This window comes from Bacillus cereus group sp. N8 (genome assembly GCF_016483685.1).
Classification (GTDB): domain Bacteria; phylum Bacillota; class Bacilli; order Bacillales; family Bacillaceae_G; genus Bacillus_A; species Bacillus_A proteolyticus.
In genome coordinates this window covers 1-16997 of sequence record NZ_JAEHBK010000004.1, presented here as the reverse complement: position 1 = coordinate 16997, position 16997 = coordinate 1, and the positions used below count along the sequence as shown (strand labels likewise).

Sequence of the window (16997 nt, the reverse complement as noted above, 5' to 3'; positions counted from 1 at the left end):
TCATTAGTTTGTTTTATAAAATTGTTGGATGGCCTCGTCGATGTAAACCCAGCCTTTCCAACCTAAGTGCATATGATCTTTTAAGAAGTACTTATCATATTCATGATTTGAGAAGTCAGCAATTGGATAGCCAGCTTTCTTAATTTGCTCATGAACTTTATTGTAGTATAATTCGCGTTTTTCTTTCGGGAAGCCAGCGTAATCATACCAAGGACCTTTTACAGGAACAGAAATGAAGAGTGGCTTTGCACCAGATTGTTTTAATAAATCAAGTACAATTTGTAAATCCTCATACTCTGGTGATTGGTCATAAGCATCATTTTTTAAGTAACCTTCACGTTGCTTTAATTTCTTCTTAATTTTGCTATTGAAGTAATCATCTTCGATACCATATTCGTTAGAGCCGGATTCTACTGCGCCTGTTTGATCAGCATGCTTACGAGTTTCTTCCCAGTTCATTTGTTTCAATGATGGATCAAGCGTTTCTTTATGCGGCTTAATATCAAACATTGCTGTAAATAAATCTTTACGATCTAAAATGTTACGATAAATATAAGCGAAAGGTTTAGCAGCAAGTGCTTTTACTTTATACTTTGTATCATCGTAGGCGATACCTTCAAGCGAAATTTTTAGTAAAGTTTCTTTTTTTACAATCTCAAAGTTTAATAAACGCTTCGCAATTTGTTTTTTCATTTCAGGTTTTAAATCATCGTTGAAAATGAGGTGGTAACCTTGTTGTTTTGAAAAGTTAGGTGCAAAGTGTGTCTCATCAATACCTTGTGGTACAAACCATTGCGGAGAAAGAACGAATATCATTTTTTTATCTTTCAATTGATCCATTGTAGATGCGAAGTTTAATACATGTACAAGGTCTTGTGTTCCGCCGCGTCCAAGCAGGAATGGTGTGAATCCTTCAGGCTTTACTTTGAAATAGTTCGATGGATGAAAAGCATCCATACGTGCGAATTCCGATGAACCGTACATCGGAAGATATTTCGGATCTGCTAACATCTTTTGCTGTAAAATCATACTTTGAATCTTTTCTTCTTTTAAAGAAGTCGCAGCTTGTTCTACTTTCTCATCACTTAAAAGTGGAAGTAGGAAGCGCGTAGGAATAAGTAAGAATACAGCAAAAAGGGCCAATGCTAAAAGCATCGGACCGAATTTTGCTTTGTTCATCGGATTTCTTCCAACTTCTTAATAACCATATTTGGTGTAGCCCACTCATCACGGTCAAAATCAGAAATAGAAACTTCAATATCTAAACGCTCTTGGAATTCAACTAATAAAGATACTACAGCGAAAGAATCAAGAATACCTTCTTCAAATAATTGAACATCTAAGTTTTCTTTCACAATATCGTTTTCACATACTTCTTCTAAAATATCTAATACTTGTTCTTTGAATTCTGCCATTTTTAAAATCTCCTTTATATCCGAAATATATTATATGTGCAACTTCTTAATAGTATAAGAAGGGTGCATTAAAAGTATCTGTTAAGGTGTCCAGAGAAGATTAGGAAACCGAAACATACAACGTGGAACGTAATTACAATCGCAAGGACATGCGTAAATTTATTATTTGGCCAAAACTTATGCTTCTTGTTTCTTCGTTCGAAAATATCGAACAAGATAAACAAGGCAGCGTGATAAAGACCATAAATAATGTATTGATACACATGCTCACCAGTAATATGCCATATTCCCATGATGAAAAAGTTTAAAAATGCACCGATATACGAAATTGTGTAACGGTTTTTAATTAGCTTTTTCTTCGTTGCAAAAAAGACGAAACGCATGTAAATAAAGTCACGGAACCAGAATGATAAACTCATGTGCCAGCGGTTCCAGAAGTCTTTAATGTTACGACTAATAAATGGTTTATTAAAGTTTTCTGGAGTTTTAATTCCCATCATATAACTTACACCAATTACAAATGAGCTATAACCAGCGAAGTCAAAGAATAAATATAAACTATAGCTATACATGTAGATCATATTTGATAGGATTGTATCTTGCTGAGCGAATGCCGGATCCATAAAATATTGCTTTATTAAGTAAGCAATAATAAATTTATACAAGAAACCTTGGAAAATACGGTTTATCCCTGTATATAGTAAGTTTTGATATTCTTCTGCACTAGGTGGTTTTTGAATATCTTTTTGGAATCTGCGGTAACGATCGATAGGTCCTGTTGAGATAGCTGGGAAGAATAAAACGAATTCCCAAAAATTAAAGAAGGAAAGCTCTTTAATTAAGCCATCACGAACTTCAAATACCATTTGTACTGCTCTAAATGTTACATAGGACATTCCTAAAAATACGACAAACTTTAGCTCAGGTACAAACGGTGCGATTTTTGCCAAAATAAGCGGTAAAATCGATAAAATAACAGCTATATAAAACCTAGATGTACTATTATTTTGTTTTCTTAATAATAAATAGCCTTTAATAAGGGCGTATTGCCAAATAATAAATGCGGCTAACATTATTGCTTGCTTTGGTTTATCAGAGAAGATAATAACAAGCATTAATAATGTTAAAAAGGCATTATATTTACGCAACATTTTACCTTTTAATCCAGCTATGATAGTAGGTATTAATAAAATGCCCACTATAGCGAAAAAATAAAATGATCCATATGCGGTCATGCTGTAACCTCGCTCAATAATTTTTTGCGATCTACCTTTCCATTTGGTGTCATTGGAATAGAAGATTGATACATGAATTTACGTGGAATCATGTAGTTTGGTAATCGCTCATTGAGTTCTTTTTTGATTGCAGATGTTAATTTGAATTCTTTTTCAAATGAATGTTCTCCAGGAACAACAACCGCTAATAAATAATCGTATTTTTCACCTTTTTTAATTGGAACAATAACTGCTCCTTCTACGTAAGAACACGCACGAAGATGATGCTCAATTTCTTCTAATTCCATTCGATAACCATGAAGCTTAATTTGGAAATCAAGACGACCATTATAGAATAGAAGACCATTTTCAACATAGCCAGCATCGCCTGTTTTATAGGCGCGCTCACCGTCAATCATAGTAAATGCTTTTTCTGTTAATTCAGGGCTTCCTAAATATCCAACGCTTACGCTTGGACCGACAATTACGATTTCACCTTTTTCACCATCAGGTGCAATCGTACCATCTCCTTTCACAATAAGAAGGCGGCAGTCTGATTTACAGTAGCCAACTGGAAGTGATTTGTATTGATCAAGCACTTCTTCTGTAACGTGAATCCCTGTTACAGCGACAGTAGCTTCTGTTGGACCATAAGTGTTCATAATTGTTGCTTTTGGGAAACGCTCAATTAATTTTCTAGCCACTTCATTTGGTAATACTTCACCGCAGAATAAGAATGTTTTCATGTTTGGTAGCATACTCTCAGAGAAAGATGCTTCCATTAAACACATTTCTGCGAAAGATGGTGTCGAAGTCCATACTTGTATATCCGATTGCTCTAAAGAAGCAAACAAGTCTTTTGGACGTGCAATCATATCTTTATCGATTGCCCAAAGTGTACCACCTGTTACTAATGATGGGTAAATATCCATTACAGATAAATCGAATGAGAAAGGTGCTTGATTTAAGAATACTTGCCCTGTTTGTAAGTTGAAATCTTCTACAGCCCATTTTGTAAAGCTAACAAGGCAGTTATAAGTAATCTGAACCCCTTTCGGATTACCTGTACTTCCTGATGTGTAAATAATGTAGAAGTTCTCATCACCTTTTACCGCATGTTCAGGATTTGGAGTTTTCCCTTTATGAGTAAAGAAAATATCTTTTAAGTTGTCTTCACTTACAATGCGAACGGGTAAATCAGTTACAGTTACTTCGGTCCCTGATAAAAGTAATTTCGCACCAGAATTTTCAGCGATACGTTGTACACGATCAGCTGGGATAGATAAATCTACAGGAATGTAAGCATGTCCAGCTTTTACACATCCTAAAAAGTTAATAATCATTTCAGGTTGCATATGGCCATACACCATAATTGGTGAACGATCATCTGGATACTCAGAAGAAATCCAATGTGCTAACGCATCAGAATCTTCCTTTAATTGTTTGTACGTAATTTTCGCATCTCGCCAAACAAAAGCGGTTTGATCAGGCGTTTCTGCAGCCCACTTTTCAATTTGTTCTAATAACTTCATAACGTTCCCACCCTAGAATTCATTGTAAATAAATGTACTTGTGTTTGTATCATGGAATCCATACAACCAAAGTAATGCAAATAAAATTGCAAGGTAATAAACCGTTTTTGCAACCCATTGTGTGAGTGGTCGAGACCATATCTCTTTTAATCTTTCCATGTCTTTCCCTCTCTTAATGAAATAATAGCTCTTTGTAGGTATCATGTCCTACATTATTGTGAAAAAAACAAAATTCCACATTTTAGGTAAAAATAAGACAAAAGGCTCTTTTCTGATATTAGCACTAAATACTAAAAAAGAAAATCCCTAACTTAGCAATTATATTACATTCAGCATGAATTTGTAATGGGTTTGACATGTAAATAGAAAGTGGATTGTATGAATACATAAAAGTGGATTATAAGAATACGCGAAAATATAATATTTGTTTCCTATTAATCGGTAGAGACTGAGCAAACTTTAAATTTCTAGATCCTATTAAAAGGAGGGAATTATCATGAATAGAGTGTGGAAGAGTCTTATTTCGGAAGAAAATATAATGAAATGGAGACGGCATTTCCATAAGTATCCGGAATTATCGTTTCATGAAAAAGAAACTTCACAATTTATATATGATACATTATGCTCATTTTCTTCTTTTGAAGTAACGAGACCAACGCAGTACAGTGTGCTAGCAATTAAAAGAGGAAGGCAACAAGGGAAAGTAGTTGCGATTCGAGCTGATATAGATGCGTTACCAATTCAAGAGGAGACAAGGAAACCTTATACGTCTATGAATAAAGGAATAATGCATGCATGCGGGCATGATGCTCACGCAGCTATTTTGTTAAGTACAGCAGAGGCGCTATCAAATATAAAGGAAGATTTTGATGGTGAGATTCGTCTATTCTTTCAGCACGCAGAGGAAGTGTACCCTGGTGGCGGACAAGAAATGGTAGAGGCCGGTGTTATGGACGGCGTTGATTATGTAATAGGTTTGCATGTTATGTCTGGATTGGAGAGCGGGAAAATAGGTATTGTATATGGTCCTATGATGGCAGCGCCAGACGTGTTTACAATTGAAATTTTAGGAAAGGGCGGTCATGCGGCACGGCCAGAAGAAACGATAGATCCTATCGCTATCGGAGCACAGATTATTACAAACTTACAATATATCGTATCAAGAAACACAAGTGCTTTTATGCATAGGGTAGTGTCAGTAACACAATTTCATGGGGGAATGGCCGATAATATCATTCCTAGTGCAGCAACTTTAATGGGAACTGTTCGATCTTTTAATCAAACATTAAGAGCGGAAGCAAAAGAGAAAATTGAGCAAATTGTGAAAGGAATTACAGAAGCACATGGAGGGGATTATACATATACGTATCGTTACGGATATGATCCAGTTGTTAATAATGAATACATTACAAAAATAGTAGAAGAAAGCGCGATGAAATTGTTTGGAAATCAGCGTATTGTGCATCTTGAACCTTCTATGGGAGGAGAAGATTTTTCTGCATATTTAAGAAAAGCACCTGGCTGTTTCATTAAATTAGGAACAGGGAATACAAATATGGATACTTGTTATCCCCATCATCATCCGAAATTTGATGTGGATGAATCGGCTTTAATTTATGGAGTAGAATTATTTTTAGAAACAACGATAAGGTTACTAAAATCATAGAAAAGTAAAAAAAAAGGCAACTGCGCTCTATCGCAGTTGCTTCTATTTCTTCCGTCAGAGAGGGCTGAGAAAGAACTATGCTCATTTATAGTATATGAATAGCTAACGGACAAGCTTGTACATTTTAACTATTTTTTAAAAAATAGTTATTGACTTTGATAATCAATTTCAATTAATCTAATGATATAATTGAAATTGATAATTATTATCAATTGAACAGATGAGGAACTTTAATGAGAAAAACATTTCACCTTTTACGAAGGGGATTAGAAAATAAAAATAAAGATGTCGATAAGCATATTGAGTGGCAACGAAATGTAATTCGTTCTGAATATGCAGACGAGAAGAATACAAGTCAAACAGAAAAAGCGATACATAGTAAAGGGAGAGATTCAGTTGAGTAAGTTAATAATGATTTATGCAAGTATGAGTGGAAATACAGAAGAAATGGCCGATCATATTGCGGGTGTGATTCGTGAAACAGAAAATGAGATTGAAGTCATTGATATTATGGATACACCAGAAGCTTCTGTATTAGAACAATATGATGGTATTATTTTAGGAGCCTATACTTGGGGAGACGGTGACCTTCCTGATGATTTCTTAGATTTTTATGATGCAATGGATGCGATTAACTTAACTGGTAAAAAAGCAGCAGCATTCGGTTCTTGTGACTCGGCTTATCCGAAATACGGTGTAGCGGTTGATATTTTAATAGAAAAGCTGCAGGAGCGCGGGGCAGCAGTTGTGTTAGAAGGACTAAAAGTAGAATTAACGCCAGAAGATGAAGATGTAGAGAAATGTTTACAGTTTGGAGCTGAATTTGTAAAACACCTTTCTTAATGGCAGAAGGGAGATGAAGAGCAATTGCATGAGAGAATCTCAATTAAAACGATGACAGATTATCATTTATATGATTTTATGCGTTGTCCACATAAATTTTATTTCCGTCATATAAAAAGAAGAGAACCATCTTCATTTGAATGGCAACAAATAGCACAAATGATTGTGAATCAAATTATTAATGAGTATTACACACTACCAGCGGGCCAACAAACGAAAATTTTACTTTTAATATTAATAGAGAAATATTGGAAAAAAGTAAGGGTTAATATGTTTGCTTCCAAAGCAGAGTACTATATTGTTTTAGCGAAGTTAACAGATCACTTATTACAGTTTGTTGAAAGAGATGAGTGTCAGGCGCCACCGTTATTTTTATATGAGAAGTTTCGAACATATATGGAAGAGTTAGGTGTTCATATTTCATTGACATTTGAAGTTGGTGAGTGGAGTACAGAATCATTTACAATTAAAAAGTATGTTGTCGATGCGGATGAGGAAATGCTTGCTCTTTGTCAGAAGCTAATGACTGTATTTAGTTATAAAGCTTTCGGCATTCTTCCTGGAAAAATCGAAGTTATTAATTTAATAGAAGGAACTAAGTATGAGTACATTCCAAAACAGGAAGATATTATAACTGGAATGGATGATTTATTTAGAATGAAAGAAATGCTGCAACAACCTGAACACTACACAGAGCGTAATTATCGTTCAGAGTGTATGAGCTGTGCTTTTCGTAGTGAATGCCAAGTAGAAGAGGCAAAAGAGAAAGTGTTGCAGAAGAAAAATATTGTACATTAAAGGATGCAATTTTGCATCCTTTTTATTATTGACATGAAAAGCTTTTCATCATTTACGGTATATTTGTAGTAAATTTTATCCCGCTATTTGGGGGCGCCCGATTGGTGAGGGCTGATAATCAATAGGAGATCCCCCCTTGATTAAAGCTTCACTTTATAAGAGGAGGAATAATCAATGAAACGAAAGTATTTCAATGGTTAAAAGAACAAAATGCTCCTTTTGGAATTCAACTGCAAATTTTACAGGCGTTTCAACTGTATAAAGTCATTGTTGAAATGGATAAAAAGTTAATGATGTATGAAGAGAGGGACTATAGGGAGAGAATGTAATCTCATCCCTGCAGTATCACTTTCAGTTGATCTGTACTCGCTATGAATTCAAGCTCATTTTTTGTTTCAAAGTTATAAATAATATTATGTAGTAAAGGGCTGTATTGATAAAAGGTAGTGATACGGTGAATAAGTAATGGATCATTGTGAGAAATAAGGGAACAGTATTGTTCATATACAGATGTAGTAAATTCATGTCCGAAATCATAATATAGCCCGGCAAAATCAAAAGCGGGATCACCAATTTGAGCATCTCCAAAATCGATAACACCTGAAATGGTTTTGTTCAGGGTGTTAAATAAAATGTGATGATGTGTAAAGTCAGCATGAATAACTGTATTTTGAAAGGTAGATTTAGCTATATTGGCAAAGAAATTTTCGAATAGACGATTTAAGGCTGATTTTTGGAGTGAAGTAAGACTGTTAGTAACATACTGATTTAATTTTGTTTGTAGCACTTTCCAGTAGGTAAGTGTTTTTTCGATAGAAAATCCTAATGGTTTAACATGTTTGAAAGGAATGCTATGTAGAGCCGCAAGGAAAGTAGCTAATTGTGCAATAATTATTGTCCGTTCTTTTTGCTCTAACTTCGTAACTATTTCTGTTTTTAACGGTTCACCGTGAATGAGAGTATAGTAACTACAAAGCGGAGCAGTATCAGTATCATTTTTATATAATAGGCAATACTGTGGAACCTCGATTTCTTGTAGCGAATGAGAGAGAAGTTTGCATAGTTCCTTTTCTAAAGGAATCCGCTTTGCATATTCAAGTTTTCGCGGGAAACGAAATAGTAGTTCATCATTTACTATAGCCGCTATGTTATCCCAGCCTTCTTCATTTTGTTTATATGAGTGTATAGAAAGATTAGGCAGAGCTTCTTTTATATATTGTTTGTAAGAGTCCATAATTGTTCCTCGTTTCTAAGTTAAAATTAGGGTATTCCAGTTTATGATATCAGAATATTCCCTCTATATGTAACGCTTTCGGTTTGTTCATATAAAGTGGCAGTTTTATCCCGCTATTTGTCGGGCAGTAAAACTTGCACTTCAAAATTCGGCTGGAGCGAAGAAGTTCGGTGGGAGCCTTACTGCCGGTAAATGCCCGATTGATGTGGGCTAATAATCAGTAGAGGACGAACAAAATCCTCACCGATTAAAGTTTCACTTTATAGATAAGTATGAGCTATACGTAAATCAGTATATGAATTTTTAAATTTTTTCCTCCTAAATTTTTTTAGACATATTTTCATAAGGTGTTCAGAATACAACAGATCAGCTATTTCTGTTTATTGAACGCATGCGATACACAAACTATAATAATAAATATAAATAACCGACACTATGTTGATTAAAAAATAGGAGGTACAAAAATGAAAAACCAAGTATCAATAGTAGTTGAACATGCATTGAATGACGTAACACCAGAAATGATTGACTGATGGTGGGATAATATTGATAACTCTGAACGATATAAACTATGGCATCCAGAAGAACATGTTGATTTTAAGTGGTTAGTTGACCCTAAAGTACATGGACACGTAGGAGCCATATCAGCTTCGATTGAATCTGCGGGAGATGGACTAGAATTCCCGCTAAGAATTAGATGGGAAGATCCTAAAAATTGTCCTATAAATAACCATTACAGCCATGTTTTAATGGGTTCATGTTTAGATGATGATGACGATGTAATTTCACAAGTAATACATCAATACGAAAAATCCGAAAACGGTACAGTAATGACTTCTACATTCATTTTCCCGAAACTTTTTGCAGAAAATCTGTAAGATAACTTAACAGCTTTTACTTGTAATAAGTGACTAACTAGAAAACAAATTGGCCTTCAATGTTTTAGATACGTTTAAAATACTGGGGGCCGTCAATATAAAATCAATCCCTTGCCACTTTACTTCTTCTGGGTAATGTACGCTTCTCTTCAAATGAAAAACCCCTCCGTTGAATTTACATACTTAGTATGCGAATTCAATGGAGGGATTTTTTCATGTACCACTATTCGGGTGCACTTCAAAGAGCAAATGGATTTTAAAGATTTTCATTTTGTTGCCCAAGTTCTTTTTGAGCAATGTATAAGTTTCCTTGCTCAACTTGTTTCAGTGTATGGACAGAATCTCCTGCATATCCTTTTTCTGTTTTAACAGTTCTTTTTGAACGATTAGATTCTTGTTTCTTCATATAATAAGCCACCTTTCATTAAAAATAGACGAAAATAATGAGTACGAGTAATACAGCTGCAAAAATGGTAATGCCCATTAAAAAAGAGGTGTTTTTATATTTCGGTGGCTTATGTACATCTTGCTGATATCCAGGTGAAATTTCAGGGGCGAATTCTTCATCGAATGATTGTTTCTTTTGTTTTTCGTCCATATGTATCCACCTTTCTTTTTCATTATGTTACACGTTACAAGAAAAAATATGCATGAAGAAAACAGCCGCTAATGATATAGCGGCTGTTTTCTTCATGCATATTTTTTCTGAACTTGAAAGAGACGGATAAGCAGGAAGATTGCTCCAAATGCTAGACCGATAATAAGGCCGATCCAATACCCTTTTGCTGCCCAATCAGTATAAGTTGCTAATATGTAGCCAAGAGGTAGACCGATTACCCAATAGGCGATCAATGTCATAATTAAGGCAACATTTACATCTTTATAACCACGAAGTGCTCCTTGTACTGGAGTTGCAATCGCATCTGAAATTTGAAACAAAATCGCGAAGATAAGAAATTCTTTTGCTAAATGGTGGACATTTGCATCTGTCGTATAAATAGAAGCAATTTCATCATCAAAGAAGTAGAGAAGGATTGAATATAAAAGAGCAAAAGCAAGAGCTAAACCAATGCCGATAAATCCATATTGCTTTGCAGTATTGTATCGTTTTGCCCCGACTTCAAATCCAACGGCTATCGTCATTGCCATTGCTAAACTTAAAGGGGTCATATACAACAAGGAAGCAAAGTTCATAGCTGCTTGATGTGCTGCTATTGTTGTCGTACTAAAATTACTCATCATAAGTGTTACCGCAGCGAAAATACTTGTTTCAAAAAAGATAGCAAATCCGATAGGGACACCAAGTTTCAGGAATTCCTTCCAGCTTGTAAGGGAAGGGCGGTATAACTGTTTAAAGATATTGAAAGAAGCGAAAGGCTCTTTCGTACGAATAATAATGACTGTAATAATTAAAATACACCAATATGTTGCTGCAGAAGCGATTGCCGCACCAACACCACCAAGTTTTGGAAAGCCAAAGTTACCAAAAATTAATAAGTAATTTAATACTACGTTAATTGGTAATGATAGTAATGTAATAATCATTGTTGTTCGAGTTTTTCCTAATGCATCAACAAATCCACGTAAGACGGTGTAAGTAAATAAAGGGATAATTCCAATCGCGATAATACTTAAAAATTGTGCTGCAATACGTTCCACAGGTTCTTCTAATTGCATGCCATTTAAAATAGGTGAAACAGTGAAGAATCCGATAAGGATAACAACGAAACTAGCACAAATTGCTAAATATACTGCTTGTATGACAACGTGGGGAACGTCCTCTTTTTTCTTTGATCCAACGAGCTGTGCAACAATAGGAGTAGTAGCTATTAAAATACCTGTTAATCCCGTACTAACTGGAAGCCATATACTTGTTCCGATAGCAACACCCGCTAAATCAGTAGGACTTGCATGTCCTGACATTGTCGTATCAAAAAAGCTCATCGCAAATAATGACATTTGCGTTACAAAAATCGGGAAAAAGAGTAATACGAATTGCTTTAACTTTTGTGAGAATGAAGTAGTTTCTTTCATAAAATCCCCTTTCAACGTAAAAAACAAACTCTTACTATCATACAATTTAATCGAAAAATAGAAAAGAAATACGCGTATACAACAAATGCAATCAATAAAAAAAGGATGCACTTTGAAAAAGGATAAGGTATTATGATAAGGTGTGAAAAAATTACATATTCGTTATTAAGGAGGCACTACTTGTGGCTGATTGGTTAATTGGAATAATCATGGGTGCTGTTGAAGGTTTAACAGAGTTTTTACCAGTTTCATCAACAGGACATATGATTTTAACAGGTCATTTACTTGGATTTGACGATGAGAGAGCGAAAGTTTTCGAAGTTGTTATCCAATTGGGATCGATTTTAGCAGTTGTTGTTATATTTTGGAAGCGTTTATGGTCATTAGTCGGAATAGGGAAAGTAACAGATGGACCATCGTTAAATTTATTACATATTATTATCGGGATGATTCCTGCCGGAATTCTTGGTGTATTATTCCATAGTGCAATTAAAGAAGTTTTATTCGGTCCAGGACCGGTTGTTATTAGCTTAGTAGCTGGTGGTATTTTAATGATTGTTGCTGAGAAGTTTTCAAAACCAAGTACAGCGAGAACGTTAGATGAAATCACATATAAGCAAGCATTTACAATTGGGATGTTCCAATGTTTAGCACTTTGGCCAGGATTTTCTCGTTCTGGATCTACAATAAGTGGTGGTTTGCTAGCTCGTGTTTCACATACAGCGGCAGCGGAATATACGTTTATTTTAGCAGTCCCAATGATGGTAGCTGCAAGTGGATTAGATTTAATTAAAAGTTGGGATATTTTAAGCACGGCTGATATACCATTATTTGCAACTGGATTTATTACAGCATTTGTTGTTGCGATGCTTGCAATCGTGTCATTCTTAAAATTATTAGCTCGTGTAAAACTAACACCGTTCGCTTATTATCGTTTCATTTTAGCAGCGGTATTCTATTTCTTCCTTATGTAAGAATAAATTATCGGAAATACCCTATAGATTAGACGCTTGAAAAAGGTCAATTCTATAGGGTATTTCTTTTATAGCAGGAGAAAATAAAAATTTTGCTCTCATTTACTTGTATTTCACTATGTAAAATATGACATAATGATTTTAGTATATTTATATAAATAAAATTTATAGGGTATTTGAGAGGAGCAATTTAGTGAGTTTTGCAATAGAAATAGTAATTCCAGCACCAATTGATGTTGTGTTTGATTATGTAAATAATGATGAGAAAATAATGGAATGGAGTACCTTTATGGTAGAAAATAGGTATCCTCCAAATGTAGATATAAACAATCCCCGTGAAGGTGATAAATATGTATCTGTGCAAAAGATGGGTAAGAAAATATATGAGTTTGAGGCGGAAATTTTAGAGTGTGAAGCACCTTATATCGTATCAATTGGATGTGAAATGAAGCAAGGTTATACTGCCGTAACTTATATGTTAGAAGAGGATGAAGAAGGTACATCGCTTACTTTAATCGTAGAATTTGAACCGAAGAATTTTTTATATAAGATTATGTACAAGTTGACTGGATGGATGACGCGTGCGGTATATATGGGTGAGATGGAGCGTTTAGCAGAGTGCGTAGATGCTGCATATTCTCAGAAAAAAGGATTATAATTTTGTTTAATAAAAAAACATGCCGAATTCGGCATGTTTTTTATTTTACTACTTTTTCAATCATGCTTTCCATTACATGTTCCCAAAGAGAAGTATCATCAGCTAATGTAGCACGGAAATTAGCGTACATTTCTTTTTGTTTTTCCTCGAATGTTGGATCTTCTTTTTCAGGCAGTGTAGCGCGCATGGAAGTTACTAATTCTTGTACTTTTGGAGCGCGTGGTCCCCAAACGGCTTGTTCATTTCCGTCTTTATCAATGAAGATAAAGATTGGAATGGCGCGGGCTGTTCCATTTGTTAAATATTGATCCATTAATTCTAAGTTTTCATCACGAATTAATAATGTCATATCAATATTTGCAACTTCAGAAATTCGTTTCATAACAGGTACGCATAAAAGAGCGTCGCCGCACCAGTCAGCTGTTAGTACGATAACGCGCCAGCCATCATTTTGACGTTCTTCTAAAACGGGAAGTAATTCATTTGGAATTAAAAAGTTATTGTAAATGTGCAGTAGCTCGTATTGGTTTACTTTCATTTCATTTACATATGTATCAAAGGACATGCCTTTATCAGCCCATTGTAGTAAGTTCATAAGTAACACCTCTTTAGTATGATTTATTTTTATTGTACCAATTTTTATATAGAAAAGCTTGTATTCTTACTCTTTCTTATCACTAAATAATTTATTTAGTGTGTAAAGGAATAGTGCGACACATAGTTCAGCTATGTTGGACATTTGTACGCTCTCTATCCAGTCGTCGGCAGTATGAATGACGAACCAATCTAGTGTAACTTCAATAATGGAGAGAAGAGCAATTGAGAGCCAATTTGGCATGTTTGTCATCATTGGATATAGGAGTACTTTAAAGAAAATGAATATAAAATATGTAATACCATTTAATAAAAGGATAAGTGAAAAAAAGAGTAGTAGAGCTGTTCGTGATGAATATTCTATACCTGTAATTTGAAAGATTCCTACATATACAAAGAATATAAATGCAAAGAATATAATGAGAATAAGAATAACAACACCAATAATAATAGTCTTATCTTTTAGACTGAGATTAGAAAATTTGTCTTCTCTACTCACTATCCCAACTCCTTTTTCTGGAAAATCAATTTCATTGTACCATGAAATATTTATTAAAAAACTACGAATTATGGGAAAATAAGGTGACAAAAAGTAAGATTTCATGTAAAATTATTAATAAGGTTTTTATTTAACTAAATGAAATAAAAGGGGCTGTCAAAGTTGTCTCAAAATCGAGAGCAATTAATGGAAGAACTATCGACAAATGTTTTTGCTATGTTTCGCACGTTGCGTAATGATATTGGAAAAATATTTGGTGGTTACATACCGTGGAATGAGTTCATCGTCCTTAGAATATTGAATCGCACGAATAAAGAAATGGTATCACGTGTAGCGAATGAGTTAAATGTGTCGAATAGTCATATTACAGCCGTTACAGAAAAATTAATTAATAAAGGTTTTGTCACTCGTTCACGTTCTACGTCAGATCGCCGAGTTGTATATTTAGAGATTACAGAACAAGGGAAAGATTTAGTGGCGAAAATGGAAGAGGAGAAAAAGAAATATTTACAAGAAAGATTCTCTGCACTTTCAGAAGACGAAATGAATGTAATGATATCTATTTCTAAAAAACTTATTTAAATAATTATAAGTAAGAAAACGCTTACGTAATGACAGAGAAGGCCTTCCTTATATAGGGTAGGTCTTCTTTCGTATGTAAAAGATTATAAAATAGAAAATATGTACCATACTACTAGTAAAGGAAGGAGGCAGAAATATGACGAATCGTAATGGTAGTAAAGGTAGCGGAAATCAAGGTTCACCAAAATCAGGACAATTCCAGCAGGAGTTTAGTACTGAATTTGAAACAGGTAATGATAACAAAGGAAAAGAATATCGTTCGAAAAAAGGAAGCAAATCAAAAAAGGAGTGAGATAATTCACTCCTTTTTTGATTTAAGATGCTGCCGATTGATCTGTATTATATTTTTCTTCTGATTTCGCGACAATCATTGCGCAAATTGCATCACCGGAAATATTTACAGCTGTTCTAGACATATCTAGGATGCGATCAATACCGATAATTAAAGCAATACCTTCTACTGGTAGGTTTACTTGATTTAAAACCATCGTAAGCATTACAAGTCCAACACCTGGTACACCAGCAGTGCCGATACTAGCTAGTACAGCAGTTAATACGACTATAGCTAATTGAGGTAATGTAAGTTCAACCAAGTATACTTGAGCGATAAATACAGTCGCGACACCTTGCATAATGGCAGTACCATCCATATTAATCGTTGCACCTAGTGGTTGTACAAAAGAGCTTATCGCTTTTGGAACTCCAAGTTTTTCTTGTGCGGTTTTCATGGCAAATGGAAGAGAGGCATTAGAGCTAGATGTACTAAATCCAATTGCCATTACCGGTCCGAAATGTTTAAAGAAACGAATAATACTTTCTTTTGCCAGTACTTTTAATAAGCCGCCGTATACGAAGACACCGTGAATAATGAGTACCAACATAACGACAATCATATACTTGAACATCGCAGCGACGCCTGCAAGACCCATTTTACCAACGGATGAAGCGAGCAATCCAAATGTTCCGATTGGAGCTAATTTCATAACGAGATTAACAAGATACATCATTAATTCGTTGCCCTGTTCAAGTAATGAATGGATACCTTGGACTCGTTTTCCTAAAATGGCAATACCGAGTCCGATTAATACGGCAAAGGCAATAATTTGTAACATGTTTCCATCAGCCATCGCTTTTGCTGGGTTATCTGGTACGATATTTAGCAATGTATCGACGAAAGATGTTTCGGTTTTTGCACCTTCATATTTAAGCCCTTCGGTTTTAAAGTTACCGCCAGATCCTGGTTTTATAATTAGTGCAAATGTAACTGCAATAGAGATGGCAACGGCTGTAGTTACAAGAAAGAATGAAATTGATTTTAAGCCGATTCTTCCAAGTTGCTTCGGGTCTCCAAGCCCAGCAGCCCCAAGCACGATAGAAATGAATACAACAGGAACAACTAGCATTTTAATGAGGCGAATAAACAATTGACCAAGTGGATTGAACACATATTGATTTAATGGTTCAAAAATGGATGGTGCAGCTAAATTTAAAGTGAGTCCGACAACTAAACCGAGAAATAATGCAATTAAGATTGCTTTTGTTTGTTTCAATAAAACCCCCCCTTATTTTTGGGAATTACTTTCTAAATTAATTGTACCGAAAAACTGCCTATTTTGACGATATTTTCTGAATATTTTGTATAAAAATATCTATTTAAATATAGATTGCTTTTACTAAAATAAGCAAAAAAGTTAAATGATCTATTTAGAAAACAAAATAGACCATCGCATATGATGGTCTAGGGAAGGGGACAATTTATGTCAATTTAATTAGGGATGGAAGCTGTTTCTAGACACTGGGGAATGTCTTATAAATTAGGGAGGAACAACTTCGATACATATACTATAAAAGGTAGATGTGACCTAGATGTGAACATGGAGTGAAAGAGAGAGGGAGTTTTACATAAAGGATAGAGTAAACAAAAAAATAAGACCATCATATAAAAGATGGCCTAGGGAAGGGGACAATTTATGTCAATTTAATTAGGGATGGAAGTTGCTTCTAGACACTGGGGAATGTCTTATAAATTAGGGAGGAACAACTTCGATACATATACTATAAAAGGTAGATGTGACC

Annotated in this window: 20 protein-coding genes and 1 pseudogene; 9 read left to right on the top strand and 12 right to left on the bottom strand. The window is 34.8% G+C overall.

The window, feature by feature from the left end; genetic code table 11:
* Positions 1 to 3: 3 nt before the first annotated feature.
* The 5 genes from dltD to JDS80_RS08460 all read right to left on the bottom strand — a co-directional run bounded on the left by dltD (position 4) and on the right by JDS80_RS08460 (position 4320).
* Positions 4 to 1179 (bottom strand): D-alanyl-lipoteichoic acid biosynthesis protein DltD, encoded by a 1176-nt coding sequence (gene dltD, locus JDS80_RS08480; RefSeq protein WP_071744797.1) that lies wholly within the window; start codon positions 1177 to 1179, stop codon positions 4 to 6.
* Positions 1176 to 1415, bottom strand: coding sequence for a D-alanine--poly(phosphoribitol) ligase subunit DltC (dltC, locus tag JDS80_RS08475; RefSeq protein WP_000807310.1), 240 nt, complete (start codon positions 1413 to 1415; stop codon positions 1176 to 1178). Before dltC ends, dltD begins: the two co-directional genes overlap by 4 nt.
* A 68-nt stretch (positions 1416 to 1483) precedes the next feature.
* A complete protein-coding gene (dltB, locus tag JDS80_RS08470; RefSeq protein ID WP_199638002.1) occupies positions 1484 to 2650 on the bottom strand; it encodes a D-alanyl-lipoteichoic acid biosynthesis protein DltB in 1167 nt (388 codons plus the stop codon).
* Positions 2647 to 4161, bottom strand: coding sequence for a D-alanine--poly(phosphoribitol) ligase subunit DltA (dltA, locus tag JDS80_RS08465; protein WP_199638001.1), 1515 nt, complete (start codon positions 4159 to 4161; stop codon positions 2647 to 2649). Before dltA ends, dltB begins: the two co-directional genes overlap by 4 nt.
* A 12-nt stretch (positions 4162 to 4173) precedes the next feature.
* Positions 4174 to 4320, bottom strand: a complete 147-nt coding sequence (locus JDS80_RS08460) for a teichoic acid D-Ala incorporation-associated protein DltX (RefSeq protein ID WP_000440293.1) — start codon at positions 4318 to 4320, stop codon at positions 4174 to 4176.
* 337 nt (positions 4321 to 4657) lie between these two features.
* Here JDS80_RS08460 and JDS80_RS08455 point away from each other — a divergent pair, with 337 nt between their 5' ends.
* The 4 genes from JDS80_RS08455 to JDS80_RS08440 all read left to right on the top strand — a co-directional run bounded on the left by JDS80_RS08455 (position 4658) and on the right by JDS80_RS08440 (position 7468).
* On the top strand, positions 4658 to 5827 hold the full coding sequence (locus tag JDS80_RS08455) for a M20 metallopeptidase family protein (protein ID WP_071744800.1): 1170 nt from the start codon (positions 4658 to 4660) through the stop codon (positions 5825 to 5827).
* A 233-nt stretch (positions 5828 to 6060) separates the two neighbouring features.
* Complete coding sequence (locus JDS80_RS08450) at positions 6061 to 6231, top strand: hypothetical protein (RefSeq protein ID WP_071744801.1); 171 nt, start codon at positions 6061 to 6063, stop codon at positions 6229 to 6231.
* Positions 6224 to 6670, top strand: a complete 447-nt coding sequence (locus tag JDS80_RS08445) for a flavodoxin (RefSeq protein ID WP_199637999.1) — start codon at positions 6224 to 6226, stop codon at positions 6668 to 6670. Before JDS80_RS08450 ends, JDS80_RS08445 begins: the two co-directional genes overlap by 8 nt.
* 24 nt (positions 6671 to 6694) lie before the next feature.
* Positions 6695 to 7468, top strand: coding sequence for a hypothetical protein (locus tag JDS80_RS08440; protein WP_098888867.1), 774 nt, complete (start codon positions 6695 to 6697; stop codon positions 7466 to 7468).
* Between the two features lie 331 nt (positions 7469 to 7799).
* Here the strand turns inward: JDS80_RS08440 and JDS80_RS08435 are convergent, their stop codons facing one another.
* Positions 7800 to 8702, bottom strand: coding sequence for an aminoglycoside phosphotransferase family protein (locus JDS80_RS08435; protein WP_199637997.1), 903 nt, complete (start codon positions 8700 to 8702; stop codon positions 7800 to 7802).
* A gap of 464 nt (positions 8703 to 9166) precedes the next feature.
* Between JDS80_RS08435 and JDS80_RS08430 the strand changes: the two are divergent.
* A pseudogene (locus JDS80_RS08430) lies at positions 9167 to 9559 on the top strand (DAPG hydrolase family protein); the annotation flags it as partial.
* Between the two features lie 277 nt (positions 9560 to 9836).
* Here JDS80_RS08430 and JDS80_RS08425 read toward each other — a convergent pair.
* The 3 genes from JDS80_RS08425 to JDS80_RS08415 form a co-directional block, all read right to left on the bottom strand.
* A complete protein-coding gene (locus tag JDS80_RS08425; RefSeq protein ID WP_002149552.1) occupies positions 9837 to 9986 on the bottom strand; it encodes a hypothetical protein in 150 nt (49 codons plus the stop codon).
* A gap of 18 nt (positions 9987 to 10004) precedes the next feature.
* Complete coding sequence (locus JDS80_RS08420; protein WP_199637995.1) at positions 10005 to 10178, bottom strand: 2-isopropylmalate synthase; 174 nt, start codon at positions 10176 to 10178, stop codon at positions 10005 to 10007.
* Between the two features lie 92 nt (positions 10179 to 10270).
* The gene (locus JDS80_RS08415) at positions 10271 to 11614 is read right to left on the bottom strand and encodes an MATE family efflux transporter (RefSeq protein ID WP_199637993.1); all 1344 of its coding nucleotides are present in this window, start codon (positions 11612 to 11614) and stop codon (positions 10271 to 10273) included.
* 182 nt (positions 11615 to 11796) lie between these two features.
* On the opposite strand from JDS80_RS08415, the gene uppP reads away from it, so the two are divergent.
* Entirely contained in the window at positions 11797 to 12588 is a 792-nt protein-coding gene (gene uppP / locus JDS80_RS08410) for a bacitracin resistance undecaprenyl-diphosphatase (protein ID WP_071744808.1), read from the top strand.
* 193 nt (positions 12589 to 12781) lie between these two features.
* The gene (locus tag JDS80_RS08405) at positions 12782 to 13246 is read left to right on the top strand and encodes an SRPBCC family protein (protein ID WP_199637991.1); all 465 of its coding nucleotides are present in this window, start codon (positions 12782 to 12784) and stop codon (positions 13244 to 13246) included.
* A gap of 40 nt (positions 13247 to 13286) precedes the next feature.
* Here the strand turns inward: JDS80_RS08405 and JDS80_RS08400 are convergent, their stop codons facing one another.
* Together JDS80_RS08400 and JDS80_RS08395 are read right to left on the bottom strand one after the other, a co-directional pair.
* Positions 13287 to 13874 (bottom strand): thioredoxin family protein, encoded by a 588-nt coding sequence (locus tag JDS80_RS08400; protein WP_199638285.1) that lies wholly within the window; start codon positions 13872 to 13874, stop codon positions 13287 to 13289.
* 33 nt (positions 13875 to 13907) lie between these two features.
* The gene (locus JDS80_RS08395) at positions 13908 to 14339 is read right to left on the bottom strand and encodes a YrvL family regulatory protein (RefSeq protein ID WP_199637988.1); all 432 of its coding nucleotides are present in this window, start codon (positions 14337 to 14339) and stop codon (positions 13908 to 13910) included.
* 162 nt (positions 14340 to 14501) lie between these two features.
* Between JDS80_RS08395 and JDS80_RS08390 the strand changes: the two genes are divergently transcribed.
* The gene (locus JDS80_RS08390; RefSeq protein WP_071744812.1) at positions 14502 to 14921 is read left to right on the top strand and encodes a MarR family winged helix-turn-helix transcriptional regulator; all 420 of its coding nucleotides are present in this window, start codon (positions 14502 to 14504) and stop codon (positions 14919 to 14921) included.
* A gap of 136 nt (positions 14922 to 15057) precedes the next feature.
* Entirely contained in the window at positions 15058 to 15213 is a 156-nt protein-coding gene (locus JDS80_RS08385) for a hypothetical protein (protein ID WP_000184933.1), read from the top strand.
* Positions 15214 to 15235: 22 nt separating this feature from the next.
* Here JDS80_RS08385 and JDS80_RS08380 read toward each other — a convergent pair whose 3' ends face one another.
* Complete coding sequence (locus tag JDS80_RS08380) at positions 15236 to 16471, bottom strand: dicarboxylate/amino acid:cation symporter (RefSeq protein ID WP_199637986.1); 1236 nt, start codon at positions 16469 to 16471, stop codon at positions 15236 to 15238.
* Between the last annotated feature and the right edge of the window lie 526 nt (positions 16472 to 16997).

Excerpts from the sequence above, each read along its gene's own strand:
- JDS80_RS08460 (WP_000440293.1), bottom strand. The coding sequence starts at position 4,320 with ATGGAAAGATTAAAAGAGATATGGTCTCGACCACTCACACAATGGGTT.
- dltD (WP_071744797.1), bottom strand. The coding sequence starts at position 1,179 with ATGAACAAAGCAAAATTCGGTCCGATGCTTTTAGCATTGGCCCTTTTT.
- JDS80_RS08385 (WP_000184933.1), top strand. The coding sequence starts at position 15,058 with ATGACGAATCGTAATGGTAGTAAAGGTAGCGGAAATCAAGGTTCACCA.
- dltA (WP_199638001.1), bottom strand. The coding sequence starts at position 4,161 with ATGAAGTTATTAGAACAAATTGAAAAGTGGGCTGCAGAAACGCCTGAT.
- JDS80_RS08450 (WP_071744801.1), top strand. The coding sequence starts at position 6,061 with ATGAGAAAAACATTTCACCTTTTACGAAGGGGATTAGAAAATAAAAAT.
- JDS80_RS08415 (WP_199637993.1), bottom strand. The coding sequence starts at position 11,614 with ATGAAAGAAACTACTTCATTCTCACAAAAGTTAAAGCAATTCGTATTA.
- JDS80_RS08455 (WP_071744800.1), top strand. The coding sequence starts at position 4,658 with ATGAATAGAGTGTGGAAGAGTCTTATTTCGGAAGAAAATATAATGAAA.
- JDS80_RS08435 (WP_199637997.1), bottom strand. The coding sequence starts at position 8,702 with ATGGACTCTTACAAACAATATATAAAAGAAGCTCTGCCTAATCTTTCT.
- JDS80_RS08420 (WP_199637995.1), bottom strand. The coding sequence starts at position 10,178 with ATGGACGAAAAACAAAAGAAACAATCATTCGATGAAGAATTCGCCCCT.
- JDS80_RS08425 (WP_002149552.1), bottom strand. The coding sequence starts at position 9,986 with ATGAAGAAACAAGAATCTAATCGTTCAAAAAGAACTGTTAAAACAGAA.
- dltC (WP_000807310.1), bottom strand. The coding sequence starts at position 1,415 with ATGGCAGAATTCAAAGAACAAGTATTAGATATTTTAGAAGAAGTATGT.
- dltB (WP_199638002.1), bottom strand. The coding sequence starts at position 2,650 with ATGACCGCATATGGATCATTTTATTTTTTCGCTATAGTGGGCATTTTA.